This window comes from Novosphingobium kalidii (genome assembly GCF_040534015.1).
GTDB classification, from domain to species: domain Bacteria; phylum Pseudomonadota; class Alphaproteobacteria; order Sphingomonadales; family Sphingomonadaceae; genus Novosphingobium; species Novosphingobium kalidii.
Map to the genome: position 1 here is coordinate 18806 of NZ_JBEWLY010000004.1, position 14476 is coordinate 33281.

A 14476-nucleotide genomic window follows, 5' to 3' on the forward strand; every position below is an offset into this window, starting at 1 on the left:
TGTGTGCAGTCAGGCGCTCTGGCACGCTGCTGTCATGATCAGCATCGTCTCCAAGAAGTCGTTTCTGTCCTCGCTCTGCGTTCTGGCGCTTGCCGCCTGTTCAGGGGCACAGCCGATCGGTGGCGTGGGCACGGCCCTTCCCCCGCCAAGCGACACGCCGGACGCGACGCCTGCCTCGGCGGGCGCCAATGTTTCGCTTGAGCTGATGAAGCGGATGACCGAGCGTCTCTCTGCGGATGACTTCGAGGGCCGGGCGCCGAGCACCGCCACGGAGCCTAAGGTTCTCGACTACATCGTCAGCCAGTTTAAAGCGGCGGGGCTGGAACCCGGTGCCAATGGCGAGTGGTTGCAACCGGTGCCGACGGTCGAGATCACGGCGCAGAAACCAAGCGCACTGCGGGTGAGCGGCAGCGGAACGCCGATGAGTTTTTCTTTTGGCGACCAATGGGTGGGTACGAGCTATCGCGTCACCCCCAGCACCAAGCTCGAGAACAGTCCCCTCGTCTTCGTCGGCTATGGCATCGTGGCGCCCGAGCTAGGCTGGGATGATTATGCCGGCGTCGACATGAAGGGGAAGACCGCGGTCATCCTCGTCAACGATCCAGACTACGCAATGGAAAGCGAGGACGGCCTCTTCAAGGGCCGCCGGATGACCTACTATGGCCGCTGGACTTACAAGTTCGAGGAAGCGGCACGGCAGGGCGCGGCGGGAGCCATTATCGTGCACGATACCTTCCCCGCAGCTTACGGCTGGAACGTCGTCAACTCCAGCTGGACCGGTCCGCAGTACTACGTCCAGACGCCAAACGAGGCGATGGACCAGACGCAGGTCAATGGATGGGTCCAGAAGGACGTGGCTGAGAAGATCCTTTCCGCTGCCGACCAGGATCTTGCGACCCTCACCAAGGCGGCGCAAGCCAAGGGTTTCAAGCCGATCCCGCTGGACCTGAATGCGAGCGTCTCGTTCGAAAACACGATCCGTAAGTCGAACTCGCATAACGTCGTCGGCATATTACCGGGCAAGACACGCCCGAACGAGTACGTCCTCTATTCCGCTCACTGGGATCACCTGGGGCGCTGCACCCCTGATGCGACCGGAGATGACATCTGCAATGGCGCAGTGGACAACGCGACTGGCGTGGCGGCGCTGGCCGCTCTTGCCAAAGCCAACGCAGACGCGGGACCTACTGCGCGCAGCCAAGTCTTTCTGGCAGTGACGCTGGAGGAATCGGGTCTGCTCGGCTCCGAATACTACGCCCAGAACCCGATCTATCCGCTCGAACGAACTGTTGGCGGCGTCAACATGGATGCGCTGGCTCCCGGTGGCCGCACCCGTGACTACGCGATGGTGGGCGGAGACAAATCGGAGCTGAATGATCGGTTCCGCACCGCCTTGCGTGCCCGCGGTCTGGTCGAAGCCGCTGAGGATAGCCCGGAGAAGGGTGGTTACTACCGCTCCGATCACTTCAGCCTCGCCAAGCGCGGCGTGCCGATGTTCAACTTCGGTCGCGGTATCGATCTTGTCGAGGGTGGGAAGGCAGCCGGAAAGGCGGCCGAGGACGACTATACCGCCAACCGCTATCACCAGCCCGGCGATGAGTACGCGCAGAGCTGGGACTGGTCTGGCATCATGCAGGACATGGAGTTGCTCTACTCGCTCGGTCGAGATCTCGCGGACAGCACCGCTTGGCCGAACTGGCGCCCGGCGGACGAGTTCCGCGCGATTCGCGATAGGAGCTGCGCGGGCGAGGGCGGTTGCTGATCCAGCGTGTCCCGGTGGTAGGCAGCCCTCAGGTAGCTATGATGAATCGGACGCCGCTCACGAAATAAGAGGGAACAGCTTTGCCGCTTTCGTCGAGTGCGGGTGAGAAGCGGGCGTTGCGCATCAAGAGCTCGCATGTGACCTTGTCGAAAGCCTCATCGCTGTAAGAGCGTTGAATCTGGCAAGCGGTTGGCGTTCCCGTTTCGTTGACGGAGAGACGGAAGTTCACCAGGCCCTGCTTGCGAAGCAGGATCATGCTTCTTGGATAGGCACTGGAGGTGATCCACGAGCGAGGCTTGCTGAGCGGCTTGGCGGGCGCCGAAAGCCTGCTCTGCTGAACCGGGTCCAGGCCCCATGATCGCACCAGGTCATCCGTGCACTTGCGCAGAGCCGCGAACGCTTTGTCGAGTGGTCCGGTGCGGAACGTGACATCACGCCCCCGGAAAGAGACCGTGAGCGAGGTGGCTGCGGCTTCCTGTTCGGGCGTGATGGAAAGCCGTTCGGGTTCGTCTTCTTCGCTCTCCGGCCACGGCCGGATGGCGGTGCTGGAGATGGTAAGACTGGCTCTGCCGTCGTCCGCCTTGCCGGGCATCGCTCCTTTCACGATGATCCGCTCGCCGTCGCCATAGCGGAGACGTAGCATGCTTCCTTGCTCGTAGTAGCGCAACTGGTCGCTGATCAGAACGAGTTGGAACCTGTCCGACGGTTCGAACCGCTCCATCATGAGGAGATCTGGTTTGGTCGCGTCGCCATACCCTCGTAGCAGCATGCACGACTGCGCCGCGTAGTGGACGTTCCACGGCCCTGTCGGCTCGAGGCCGGCTGTAGTCGACGCCATGGCGCCCGAAGGGTTTGCTGATGCCGATATGACTGCGGCAGCAAGAAGGAGTTTGCGTCGGACTTGGCCCGTCATGCTACCATCCACGAACAGTGCTCCGGACCACTTTGCCGCAAATTGTTTCACTACAAAGAAAAATCCGGCCGTTGCCGACCGGATTCTCTTTATCTGCAGCGCCGGGGGGGATTCAGAGCTTGCCGGTCAGCTCCGGCACGATCGTGAACAAGTCCCCTACCAGGCCGATGTCCGCGACCTGGAAGATCGGCGCGTCCTCGTCCTTGTTGATGGCGATGATGGTCTTGGAGTCCTTCATGCCGGCAAGGTGCTGGATGGCGCCCGAAATGCCGACTGCGATGTAGACTTCAGGCGCGACGATTTTGCCCGTCTGGCCGACCTGATAATCGTTGGGAACATAGCCCGCGTCAACAGCGGCGCGGCTCGCGCCAACAGCGGCGTGGAGCTTGTCCGCCAGCGGGAAGATGACTTCCTGGAAGGTATCCGCGTCCTTGAGCGCGCGACCGCCGGAGACGATGATCTTGGCGCTGGTCAGCTCAGGACGCTCGGACTTCGCGAGCTCGGCGCTGACGAAGCTGGAGAGCCCTGCGTCACCCGTACCGGAGACGGTCTCGACGCTGCCGGAGCCGCCGCTCGTCGCAGCCTTCTCGAAGGCGGTGCCGCGCACGGTAATGACGAGCTTGGCATCCGAGCTCTCAACCGTGGCGATCGCGTTGCCGGCATAGATCGGGCGCGTGAAGGTCTTCTCACCTTCCACCGAGAGAATGTCGGAGATCTGCATGACGTCGAGCAGCGCAGCCACGCGCGGCGCGATGTTCTTGCCCGTGGTGGTTGCCGGGGCAACGAACGCATCGTGGTCGCCCATTAGCTGGACGATCAGCGGGGCGACGTTTTCTGCCAGAGCGTTGGTATAGGCGGCGTCATCCGCAAGATATACCTTGCTCACGCCGGCAATCTGCGCAGCGGCATCGGCAACGGCCTGCGCGCCGGAACCAGCGACCAGAAGGTTGACATCACCGAGCTTGGAGGCCGCCGTGACGGCTGCGAGTGTGGCGTCCTTGAGCGCCGCGTTGTCGTGTTCGACCCAGACTAGCGTCTTCATCGTATCAGTCCTTTCAGCCCTTCACCGCACGGTTCGGGCGAAGTCGGGAACCCGCGGTGCGAGCGCCACAGCGGCGCTCAACGCCAGCGGGAGGTTGATCAGTTGGCTACGCCCATGTCCTTGAGCTTGTTCACCAGCGTGTCGACGTCCGGCACCTTGATGCCAGCCTGACGCACCGGCGGCTCCTTCACCGTGACAGTTTTGAGGCGAGGCGCAATGTCGACGCCGTAGTCAGCCGGGCTCTTGGTATCGAGCGGCTTCTTCTTCGCCTTCATGATGTTCGGCAGCGAAGCGTAGCGCGGCTCGTTAAGGCGCAAGTCGGTGGTGACGATAGCGGGCATCGACAGCTTCACCGTCTCGAGGCCACCGTCGACTTCACGCGTGACCGAGACGCTGTCGCCTTCGATTTCAACCTTGCTAGCGAACGTGCCCTGAGGGCGGCCGAGCAGGGCAGCGAGCATCTGACCGGTCTGGTTCGAATCGTCGTCGATCGCCTGCTTGCCGAGTACGACAAGGCCGGGGTTCTCCTCAGCGACGACTGCCTTGAGGATCTTGGCGACGGCAAGTGGTTCGACTTCGGCATCGGTTTCAACCAGGATCGCGCGGTCGGCGCCCATGGCGAGCGCAGTGCGCAAGGTTTCCTGCGCCTTCGCCGGGCCGACGGAGATCGCGACGATCTCTTCCGCCTTGCCCGCCTCCTTGAGGCGGATCGCTTCTTCGACCGCGATTTCGTCGAAGGGATTCATGCTCATTTTGACGTTCGACAAGTCGACGCCAGTGCCGTCCGCCTTGACGCGCGGCTTGACGTTATAATCGATGACCCGCTTGACGGGCACGAGGATCTTCATACGGTTCGGTCCTCTCTGCGGCGGCGCGGCAGCAGTTTAGCCGCGCGATTAAACAGTACGCGGCACCGCCATCGCGTCCCTTGACGCGCGCGTCAACCCCTGCCGCGGTGATGCGGGGCGATCACCGCCGGGGCCGAAATGCAGAAGGGGCTCGCCGCGCGGTGCGGCGAGCCCCTTTCCGTACGAAGCATGCCTCAGCGGTTAGGCGACCGCCTTGACCTCCGCGACGATCTTGCGGGCTGCGTCGCCCAGATCGTTTGCAGGGACGATCGCCAGGCCGGAGTTGGCGAGGATTTCCTTGCCCTGCTCGACGTTGGTGCCTTCCAGACGGACGACGAGGGGAACCTGCAGGTTCACTTCCTTAGCCGCCGCGACGATGCCGTCCGCGATGATGTCGCACTTCATGATGCCACCAAAGATGTTGACCAGGATGCCCTTAACGTTCGGATCACCCAGGATGATCTTGAACGCCGCGGTCACCTTCTCCTTGCTGGCGCCGCCGCCCACGTCGAGGAAGTTGGCCGGGAAGCTGCCGTTGAGCTTGATAATGTCCATCGTCGCCATGGCGAGGCCGGCGCCGTTAACCATGCAGCCGATGTCGCCATCGAGCTTGATATAGGCCAGGTCATACTTCGAGGCTTCCAGCTCAGCGGGGTCTTCCTCGGTCTCGTCCCGCAGTTCCATTACGTCGGGGTGACGATAGAGCGCGTTCGAATCGAAGCTCATCTTGGTGTCGAGGACGAGCAGGTTGCCGTCCTTGGTCTCAACCAGCGGGTTGATCTCGACCATGTCACAGTCAAGGTCGAGGAAAGCGGTGTAGAGCTGCTTGGCGAGCTTCTGCGCCTGCTTGTTCAGCTCACCCTCAAGCTTCAGACCGAACGCGACGGCGCGGCCGTGGTGCGGCTGGAAACCCTCCGCCGGATCGATCGTGATGGTGACGATCTTCTCGGGCGTGGAATGGGCGACTTCCTCGATGTCCATGCCGCCTTCGGTCGACACGATCATGGCGACGCGGCCGGTGGCGCGATCGACCAGCATCGAGAGGTAGAATTCCTTTTCGATGTCCACGCCGTCAGTCACATAAAGGCGGTTCACCTGCTTGCCGGCGTCGCCCGTCTGGATGGTGACGAGGGTGTTGCCCAGCATTTCCTTGGCATTGGTCTCGACCTCTTCGATCGACTTGGAAAGGCGTACCCCGCCCTTGGCGTCCTGGCCCAGCTCCTTGAACTTGCCCTTGCCACGGCCACCAGCGTGGATCTGCGCCTTCACGACATAGAGCGGCCCGGGGAGCTTCTTGGCGCCTTCGGCGGCTTCCTCGACGGTCAAAGCGGCGTATCCGGCGGGGATTTTCACGCCGTACTTTGCGAGCAGTTCCTTCGCCTGGTATTCGTGGATGTTCATTCGCTGGTTCGCCTTTTGCTGGAGTTTCGCCACATCTGCTGGCGCAGCGCCTGGGGAGGGCTTGTGCATTGCCGCATAAGCATATCGCTCCCCGCTTGAAAAGGGCCGCTGAACTTCCGATTTTTCCGCTATAGGATAGCGTGCCCAACAAGAACTCCCCTTTATGATAGATCGCGCCCGTCTGGAGAGCATCGTGCGCGAGGCTGGTCGCATCGCTCTGGCCGCCTGGCCGGGGGACGGACACGCGTGCGAGGTATGGGATAAGGGGGCAGACAGCCCCGTCTCAGCCAGCGACATCGCCGTCGACACCTTCCTGAAACGCGAGCTTGCGGCACTGCTGCCTTCTGCTGGCTGGCTTTCCGAGGAAACCGCCGACGCACCTGCGCGCCTTGACCAGTCTCTGATCTGGCTGGTCGACCCGATCGACGGCACGCGCGACTACATTCGCGGACGAACCGGTTGGGCCGTTTCGGTCGCTCTGGTCAGCAGCCGGCGGCCATTGCTCGGCTGCCTCTTCGCACCCGTGAGACGGCGGGAGGAGGGGGGTGAGCTATGGCAGGCCGAGGCGGGTCAGGGGGCGTGGCGCAATGGTGAACTTCTGTCTGCCAGTCGCCGCGTCGCGCTGCCAGGCGCCCGGGTGCCGGCCAAGGTGCTTCCTCGCGAAGACGCCGATCTCCTCAGCGTGGAGCAGCCCAACTCCATCGCCTTGCGCATCGCCATGGTGGCGGCGGATGAGGCGGATCTCGTCGCAACGCTGCGCTGGGGTTACGAATGGGACATTGCCGCTGCCGGTCTCATCGCGCGCGAAGCCGGCGCGGCCGTCACCGATGCCTTTGGCCAGCCGCTCAACTACAACAAGCGCGACCCGCGCGCATTTGGCGTGCTCGTGTCCTCACCGCCCATGCATCCCGCTGCGGTCGAACGCCTGGCGGACCGTGCGCAGCGACTTTCTGTCTAGGTCTTGTACTCCCGCGCCGTGTTAGCGGACCTGCCGTGCCGAGGCTATCATGGCCTTCGCTGCATCCTTGGCAGAGGCGGCAGCTTTGCGCGGGCATTCAGGATCAGGATTGAAGGGGAAAAGGCTGTCGAGCTGCTTGCAGGCGTCGTACGCAACGCGTTCGATGCGGGTTACGAGCCGCTCGCCATCGCGCGCCTCCGCTAGATCGAGATCTTGATACAGCACGGGGATCTTCACCGATGCAGTGGCGATCGGGGCGCCCGTATAAGGTGATCGTTCGGCGGGCACGGGTATAGCGCGCGGCGCCATGACCACGATGCCGCCATCTTCCGCCGGTGCGGCAATCGCAGCTCCACCAAGAGCAAGCGGGACGATGCCCATCAACCCGGTGACAATGATCTTTCGCAGCATGATAGTCGCTCCACCTCCGCTATGCTCCGCCTCATTGGCGGTTCGCGGACGGGCGGTCATTGATCACGCGCAAAACGAAAAAGGCCGCCGCAGTGACGCGCCGGCCCTTCCGGTTGGTTCGGTCCGGAACGCTTAGCGCGCGCTCTGAACGTCCTGTGTGGTCACGGGCGTGATCTTGATCTCCACGCGGCGGTTGAGCGCGCGGCCCTCTGCAGTCGTATTGTCCGCCACAGGGTAGCTCTTGCCCATGCCCTGCGTCTGGATGCGGGCCGAAGACACGCCGCGCGACATCAGGTAGCGTGCCACGGCGTCGGCGCGGCGCTTCGAAAGATCAAGGTTGTATGCGTCCGAGCCGGTCGAATCGGTGTGACCATACACGTCGATGAGGCTGTCGGGGTACTGCACCATGCTCTGCGCCACCCGGTCCAAGCTCTGCTGGAACGAGGGGCTGATCTGGGTCGAATCGACTGCGAATGTCACGTCGGGCAGGTTCAGGAGAATGCCGTCGCCCTGCTGGCTGACGTCAATACCGGAACCGGCGGTCGATTCCCGCAGCTCCTTGATCTGCCTGTCCATCTGGTAGCCCACGACACCACCGGCAACACCACCGATGCCCGCGCCTACGATGCGAGCCGTCTTGCCGCCAATGACACTGCCAAGCAGATAGCCCAGGCCAGCACCGCCGGTGCCGCCTATTGCAGTCCGCGAGATCTTGCGCTCACCGGTGTTGGGATCGGTTACACAACCGGAGACCGCCACCAGCGATAGGGCTGCAGCAGCGGAAGTAAGAAGGCGGGGAGTTTTCATGTCAGGCCCTTTCCTGCAAAATCGGCATCGCGCCTTATGTGCGTTTGTGCACATTAACGGCATCTGGATGACAGGCGCGCAACGGTTCGTCGCTGTTTGAGTTCCAGTGTCCGCTGGTGGTTCTACGAAAACACTGCGGAAGCCCCCCTTCGCGCCGCGCTGTTTGTCTGCTAGCGCGGGACTATTGTGACGCCATTCCCCTGGACCGACCTCGTCGTCATCGCCGCGCTGATCCTGCTGAACGGCCTGTTCTCAATGTCCGAACTGGCGATCGTCTCAGCTCGAACGGCTCGGCTGAAGGTTTCGGCAGAAAAGGGCAGCAAGGCCGCCAGCACGGCCATGGAGCTGGCGCAGGACCCGGGCAAGTTCCTGTCGACCGTGCAGATCGGCATAACTCTTATCGGTATTATTGCGGGCGCTTACTCCGGCTCAAGCCTGGGAGGGCCGGTGGGCGAGCGGCTCGCCGCACTCGGGGTTCCCGTCCGCTATGCGCCCGAAGCGGGCTTTGCGCTGGTCATTGCCGTAACCACCTACGCCAGCTTGGTAATCGGCGAATTGGTGCCCAAGCAACTCGCCCTGCGCGCAGCCGAGCCGATAGCACTGATCATGGCCGTGCCGATGCTCCTGCTGGCACGGGTCATGGCACCAGTCGTCTGGCTGCTCGACCGCTCCTCCAGCGTACTCCTGCGCCTGTTTGCGGTGCGAAGCGGGGGCGAGGGCCGGCTCACGTCCGAGGAACTGCACATGATCTTCGCCGAAGCGACACGCTCAGGCGTGATCGAGGAGGGCGAACGCGCGATGATGGCCGGCGTGATGCGCCTCGCAGATCGCCCGATTCGTGAGCTGATGACCCCTCGCCCGGAGATCCACTGGATCGATTCGGAAGCGAGCGAAGAACAATTGCGTACCCGAATCACCGTATCCCCTCATGCGCTGCTGCCAGTGGCGGAGGGGTCGCCCGACAATGTCGTTGGCGTTCTGCGCGTGCGTGATGCCCTTGCCATGCTGTTGGAGGGAAAGCCGGTCGAGATGAGCGAACTCATGCGCAGAGTTGAGGTCATTCCCGATCAGATCGACGCCATGGACGCGCTCAAGGTTCTTCAGCGCGCAGAAGTTCCCATGGCGATGGTTCGGGATGAGTACGGTCACCTCGAGGGTCTGGTCACACCCAGCGATGTGCTCGCGGCGATCGCCGGCACTTTCGTCAGCCACCAGGATGAAGGCGACGAGCCGCTTCTGGTGGAGCGCGAGGATGGCTCTCTGCTCGTTTCAGGTGCGATGCCGGCCGACGCGCTGGCTGACCTTCTGGGCATCGACTTGCCGGAGGATCGAGAGTTCGCGACGACAGCCGGCTATGTTCTCGCCGTGCTTAAGCAGCTTCCGCAGGAGGGGCAGTACTTCGATACGCAAGGGTGGCGCTTCGAAGTCGTCGATATGGATGGCCTGCGCATAGACAAGCTGCTTATCGCTCGCCAGCAAGCAGCCCAATCCGCCGATGAGCCTGTCGGCAACGCCTGAGCGAGAGGTAACCTCCCCCTCAAGACGTCGCTACATGTCTGAAACATCGCAGCTCCGGCGGAGCTGAGACGGACTTCGGTCCTTAGCCGCCGATCGCCACTTGAGCGTTAAGCCCGTCACCTTCCGGCGCGGCGAGGATCTGCTGGGTCACTCCTCCCTTGGCGACGGAATGCGTCGCGAGATCGCCAACCGTGGAGCGGATAGAAGGCGCTGCCGTGCCGGCGAGGGCGAGCGCGTTGGTCTCGATCTCGCTGCGCGCTGACGGTCCGCCGAACAGTGCGTCCAGCGTCTGGCCCTGCAGGGTCGCTTCGGCCGGGCGCGGCTCACCCTGCTGCGGAGGGGTGAGCGAAAAGTCGGGCGGCACCACCAGCGGAGTCTGGCGCTGAACAGCGAACTCATCGGGACGGCCACGATTGAAGAGGCCGCCGCTGCTGCAGCCTGACAGCAGAACCGCCGTCGTGCCCGCCAGGACAATCATCTTCAGGACCTTGGACTTGCGCATCGATTCAACTCTCCGGAGCGGCCTGCGGCGCTGCCTCGGGCTTGTCGCGCGAAAGCAGGGAGCGGGCAAGGATAATCAGGACGCCGATGGTGATCGCCGCGTCCGCGAAATTGAAGATAAGAAACGGCCGGAACTCACCGAAGTGCAGGTCTGCATAATCGACCACGAAACCGTGGTTCCAGCGGTCGACAATGTTGCCGAGCGCGCCGCCAAGTACCATTCCCAGCGGCACGATGTCTCCCAACAGGCGTTCGCGCAGCATCCAGACCGCCACGAACAGCGCGATCCCCGCGGTCACGGCAACGAGCAGGAAGCGCATCTCTATCGATCCTGCGGTGAGCAGGCCCAGCGAAATGCCGTAGTTCTCAGTCCACCGGAAATCGAAGAAGGGTAGCACCTCGACAAGCCGCACTTCGCGCAGCTTCAGGATGCGCCCGACCAGAACGACCTTGATAGCCTGATCGATGGCGAAGATTGCAAGAGCGAGCAGTATGCCAAAGGTCCGCCTGCGCCACACGGTATTCATAGCGGCGTCTCCAGCGTGCTCACCACGTCATCGCAGCGGGCGCAGAGGGCGCCATCATCCTCGACTTCGGGGAGATGGCGCCAGCAACGGCCGCATTTGTGCTTCTCGGTGGGCGCGACCGCCACACCGTCGCCCTGCCCGCGCGAGACTGTCGCAGTGATGAACAACTCGGCAAGATTGGCCTCGGGCGCGGTTTCTGGAACGGTCACTTCGGCGGCAAGGCTGGAGCCGACGATCTTCTCGCGGCGCAGCGGCTCGATCGCTTCGGTAACCTTTTCGCGCAAAGCTCGCAGCTCGGCCCAGCGCGCGAGGTCGGCCTCGGCGGTCGGAAATTCGGGCCATTCGAGCAAATGCACGCTGCCCCCATCGGGATAGCGGGTCTGCCAGACTTCTTCCGAGGTGAAAACCAGCACCGGCGCGGCGTAGCGGAGCAACGCCTGGAACAGCGTGTCGAGCACGGTGCGATAGGCGCGGCGCTTGGGGTCTGTGGCCGCATCGCAGTAGAGGCTGTCCTTGCGGATATCGAAGAAGAACGCGGACAAGTCCTCGTTGCAGAAGTCGATCAGCGCGCGGACGTAAGTGTTGAAGTCGAAGTCCGCGACCGCCTGGCGCAGCGTGGCGTCGAGCCGGCCGAGCAGCGCCAGCACGTAGCGCTCCAACTCTGGCATTTCCGCCACCGGCAGCGCTTCCGCCGCGTCGTAGTCAGCGAGCGCGCCCAGCATGTAGCGGAAGGTGTTGCGCAGCTTGCGGTATTGGTCGGCCACGCCCTTGAGGATCTCGTCGCCGATGCGGTGATCCTCGGTGTAGTCGACCGAGAGTGCCCAGAGGCGGATGATGTCGGCGCCGTTGGTCTCCATGACCTTGAGCGGGCTCACCGTGTTGCCGAGCGACTTCGACATCTTGAGGCCCTTGGCGTCCATCGTGAAGCCGTGGGTCAGCACTGCGTTATACGGCGCGCGGCCGCGCGTGGCGCAGCTTTCCAGCAGCGAGGACTGGAACCAGCCGCGATGCTGGTCCGACCCTTCGAGGTAGAGGTCGGCCGGCCACGACAGCTCGGGCCAGCGGCCGCTTTCCAGCACAAAAGCGTGAGTGGAGCCGGAATCGAACCAGACATCCAGAATGTCGGTGACGCGCTCATAGTCTTCGGCGCGATACTGGTCGCCCAGATACTCCTGTGCGCGTTCGTCGGACCAAGCGTCGACGCCGCCTTGCATGACCGCTGCGATAATCCGGGCGTTGACCTCGGGATCGGCGAGGTACTGGCCGGTTTCGCGGTTCACGAACAGCGTGATCGGCACACCCCATGCGCGCTGGCGGCTGAGCACCCAGTCGGGCCGGCCTTCAACCATCGCGCCGATGCGGTTGCGGCCCTTTTCGGGTACGAAGCGCGTGTCGGCGATGGCCTGGGTCGCGGTCTGGCGCAGAGTCTTGCCGTCGCTCTCCCGATCCATTGGCACGAACCACTGGGGGGTGCAGCGGTAGATCACCTTGGCCTTCGACCGCCAAGAGTGCGGGTAGGAGTGCTTGTAGTCCGCACTCGCGGCCAGGAGCCCGCCGGCTTCGCGCAAGTCCGAGCAGATCGCGCCGTCGGGGGCGTTGAACTTGGGGTTGATGACCGAGCCCTGGCCGCCGAGCCAGGTCCAGTCGGCGCGATACTTGCCGTCGGCTTCGACCACGAACTTGGGGCCGATGCCGTGCGCCTTGCACAAGTCGAAGTCGTCCTCGCCATGGTCGGGCGACATGTGGACGAGCCCGGTGCCGCTGTCGGTGGTGACGAAGTCGCCGGGCAGCAGCGGACGCGGCTCGGCGAAGAAGCCGCCGAGGTGGTGCATCGGGTGGCGGGCGAGGGTGCCCGCAAGGTCGGAGCCTTTGCCGCCCCAAACAACATTTAGCTTGGTTGTATCGAGCAAACCGCGCTGACCAGCCTGGCCAATCAGATCGCGCGCAATGACAAGCGTCTGCCCACCATCGTTGAGAGCGACATACTCAACTTCCGGCCCATAAGCCAAAGCCTGGTTAACGGGGATCGTCCAAGGCGTCGTAGTCCAGATCACCGCATGCGCGCCGACCAGCTCCGGCACCGCGCTCTCGATGATCTCGAACGCCACGTCGATCTGCGTCGAGACGATGTCCTCGTACTCGACCTCGGCCTCGGCCAGCGCGGTCTTCTCGACGGGCGACCACATCACCGGCTTGGCGCCGCGATAGAGCTGGCCGCTCTCCGCGAACTTGAGCAGTTCGGAGACGATCGTGCCTTCTGCCTGCGGATCCATCGTCAGGTAGGGCTTGTCCCAGTCGCCGTTGATGCCAAGCCGCTTGAGTTGCTCGCGCTGCACGTCCACCCACTTGGTAGCATAGGCGCGGCACTCAGCGCGGAACTCGACGGGATCGACCTCGTCCTTGTTCTTCTTTTTCTTGCGGTACTCTTCCTCGACCTTCCACTCGATCGGCAGGCCGTGGCAGTCCCAGCCCGGCACGTACGGCGCGTCCTTGCCCAGCAGCGTCTGGGTGCGGATCACCATGTCCTTGAGGATGTGGTTCAGCGCATGTCCGATGTGCATGTCGCCATTGGCGTAAGGCGGGCCGTCGTGGAGAATGAATTTTTCGCGCCCCGCGCGAGCTTCGCGCGTCTTCGCGTAGAGGGCCTGCTCCTCCCAGCGCGCCAGGATGGCCGGCTCCTTCTGCGGAAGGCCGGCCTTCATCGGAAAGTCCGTCTTCGGCAGGAAGACGGTGGATCGGTAATCGCGCTCTTCGGTCATGATCCGACGGGCCTTAGCGATGCATAGAGCTTCCTGCAATTTCTGCTTGGATCAGCCAGCCGTTCGCTAGGTCATTGCTCACGAGGTTGGACCCGAGACCCAGAATGCACGCTCACGGTGCCACGGCCATGTTGTCGATCAACCTTGCCTTGCCGATGCGCGCCGCGACCAGAAGCCGCATCGGCGCATGCGAACGGATTTCGAGGGGAGCAAGGCTGCTGGCATCTCGCAGCTCGGCGTAGTCGATCGAAGAAAAACCGCTCGCCAGAAGGCTACGCTCGAGTTGCGCCAGAACCTCGGCAACGTCGTCGCCACTCTCGATCGCCGTTACCGCCGCTTGCATGGCAGACGGAAGCGACGCGGCTTGCGCGCGCTCCTGAGGGATGAGGTAAGCGTTGCGCGAACTCATGGCGAGCCCGTCAGCGTCGCGCCGCGTCGCCACGCCGATGATGGCGTCCGCGCTGGGGCGTGTGAGATCGAGGTCGCGCGCCATGCGGCGGATGACGGCGAGCTGCTGCCAATCCTTTTCGCCGAACAGCGCGATGTCCGGCATAACCTGATTGAAGAGCTTGCACACGACAGTCGCCACGCCGTCGAAATGGCCGGGACGGCTTGCCCCGCAAAGGCCTTCGCTGACGTCGCTGACCGAAATACTCGTGGCGAACCCTTGCGGGTACATCGTCGCCACATCGGGTGCCCAGACGAGATCGACACCTTCTGCTTCCAGCAAAGCGCAATCGCGCTCCATCTGGCGCGGATAGGCGTCGAGGTCTTCATTTGCACCGAACTGGAGGGGATTGACGAAGATCGAGACCGCCACGCGCGCAGCCCTGCTCCTGGCCTCGCGAACCAGCGTAAGATGCCCGTCATGTAGTGCGCCCATCGTCGGCACCAGTGCAAGCGTTCCGTCTGCACGCAAAGTCTCGACTGCGCTTCGTAGTGGATCAAGGGAGTGGATCAATTGCATTGACGGTGGGCGCTCCGATATGAAGTCCTGAACCGGACCCGAATGCGCGGATTAGCCGCCGC

Annotated in this window: 13 protein-coding genes; 3 read left to right on the top strand and 10 right to left on the bottom strand. The window is 63.3% G+C overall.

The features are described from left to right. Positions 1 to 34 precede the first annotated feature (34 nt). On the top strand, positions 35 to 1762 hold the full coding sequence (locus tag ABVV53_RS00875) for a M28 family metallopeptidase (RefSeq protein ID WP_353982433.1): 1728 nt from the start codon (positions 35 to 37) through the stop codon (positions 1760 to 1762). Between the two features lie 28 nt (positions 1763 to 1790). On the opposite strand, the gene ABVV53_RS00880 is transcribed toward ABVV53_RS00875, so the two are convergent. From ABVV53_RS00880 to sucC, 4 genes are all read right to left on the bottom strand, one after another. Next, complete coding sequence (locus ABVV53_RS00880) at positions 1791 to 2675, bottom strand: TonB family protein (RefSeq protein ID WP_353982434.1); 885 nt, start codon at positions 2673 to 2675, stop codon at positions 1791 to 1793. Positions 2676 to 2787: 112 nt separating this feature from the next. Beyond that, positions 2788 to 3717, bottom strand: coding sequence for an electron transfer flavoprotein subunit alpha/FixB family protein (locus ABVV53_RS00885; protein ID WP_353982435.1), 930 nt, complete (start codon positions 3715 to 3717; stop codon positions 2788 to 2790). A 98-nt stretch (positions 3718 to 3815) separates the two neighbouring features. Next, a complete protein-coding gene (locus ABVV53_RS00890) occupies positions 3816 to 4565 on the bottom strand; it encodes an electron transfer flavoprotein subunit beta/FixA family protein (protein WP_353982436.1) in 750 nt (249 codons plus the stop codon). 201 nt (positions 4566 to 4766) lie between these two features. After that, positions 4767 to 5966, bottom strand: a complete 1200-nt coding sequence (gene sucC, locus ABVV53_RS00895; protein ID WP_353982437.1) for an ADP-forming succinate--CoA ligase subunit beta — start codon at positions 5964 to 5966, stop codon at positions 4767 to 4769. A gap of 163 nt (positions 5967 to 6129) precedes the next feature. Between sucC and ABVV53_RS00900 the strand changes: the two genes are divergently transcribed. Beyond that, complete coding sequence (locus ABVV53_RS00900) at positions 6130 to 6924, top strand: 3'(2'),5'-bisphosphate nucleotidase CysQ (RefSeq protein ID WP_353982438.1); 795 nt, start codon at positions 6130 to 6132, stop codon at positions 6922 to 6924. A 21-nt stretch (positions 6925 to 6945) separates the two neighbouring features. Here the strand turns inward: ABVV53_RS00900 and ABVV53_RS00905 are convergent, their stop codons facing one another. Further along, positions 6946 to 7335 (bottom strand): UrcA family protein, encoded by a 390-nt coding sequence (locus tag ABVV53_RS00905; RefSeq protein ID WP_353982439.1) that lies wholly within the window; start codon positions 7333 to 7335, stop codon positions 6946 to 6948. A gap of 132 nt (positions 7336 to 7467) precedes the next feature. Further along, positions 7468 to 8142 carry a YiaD family glycine zipper/OmpA-like lipoprotein gene (locus tag ABVV53_RS00910; RefSeq protein WP_353982440.1) on the bottom strand — a complete coding sequence of 225 codons (675 nt, stop codon included), beginning with the start codon at positions 8140 to 8142 and terminating at the stop codon, positions 7468 to 7470. Between the two features lie 186 nt (positions 8143 to 8328). Here ABVV53_RS00910 and ABVV53_RS00915 point away from each other — a divergent pair, with 186 nt between their 5' ends. Next, on the top strand, positions 8329 to 9660 hold the full coding sequence (locus tag ABVV53_RS00915; protein ID WP_353982441.1) for a hemolysin family protein: 1332 nt from the start codon (positions 8329 to 8331) through the stop codon (positions 9658 to 9660). An 82-nt stretch (positions 9661 to 9742) separates the two neighbouring features. On the opposite strand, the gene ABVV53_RS00920 is transcribed toward ABVV53_RS00915, so the two are convergent. From ABVV53_RS00920 to panC, 4 genes are all read right to left on the bottom strand, one after another. Next, a complete protein-coding gene (locus ABVV53_RS00920) occupies positions 9743 to 10162 on the bottom strand; it encodes a DUF3035 domain-containing protein (RefSeq protein ID WP_353982442.1) in 420 nt (139 codons plus the stop codon). 4 nt (positions 10163 to 10166) lie between these two features. Next, positions 10167 to 10688 carry a signal peptidase II gene (gene lspA, locus ABVV53_RS00925; RefSeq protein ID WP_353982443.1) on the bottom strand — a complete coding sequence of 174 codons (522 nt, stop codon included), beginning with the start codon at positions 10686 to 10688 and terminating at the stop codon, positions 10167 to 10169. After that, positions 10685 to 13447: an isoleucine--tRNA ligase gene (gene ileS / locus ABVV53_RS00930; protein WP_353982444.1), complete on the bottom strand. Its 2763-nt coding sequence runs from the start codon at positions 13445 to 13447 to the stop codon at positions 10685 to 10687. The genes lspA and ileS overlap by 4 nt, the downstream gene beginning before the upstream one ends. A 112-nt stretch (positions 13448 to 13559) precedes the next feature. Then, on the bottom strand, positions 13560 to 14414 hold the full coding sequence (gene panC, locus ABVV53_RS00935) for a pantoate--beta-alanine ligase (RefSeq protein WP_353982445.1): 855 nt from the start codon (positions 14412 to 14414) through the stop codon (positions 13560 to 13562). Positions 14415 to 14476: the final 62 nt, after the last annotated feature.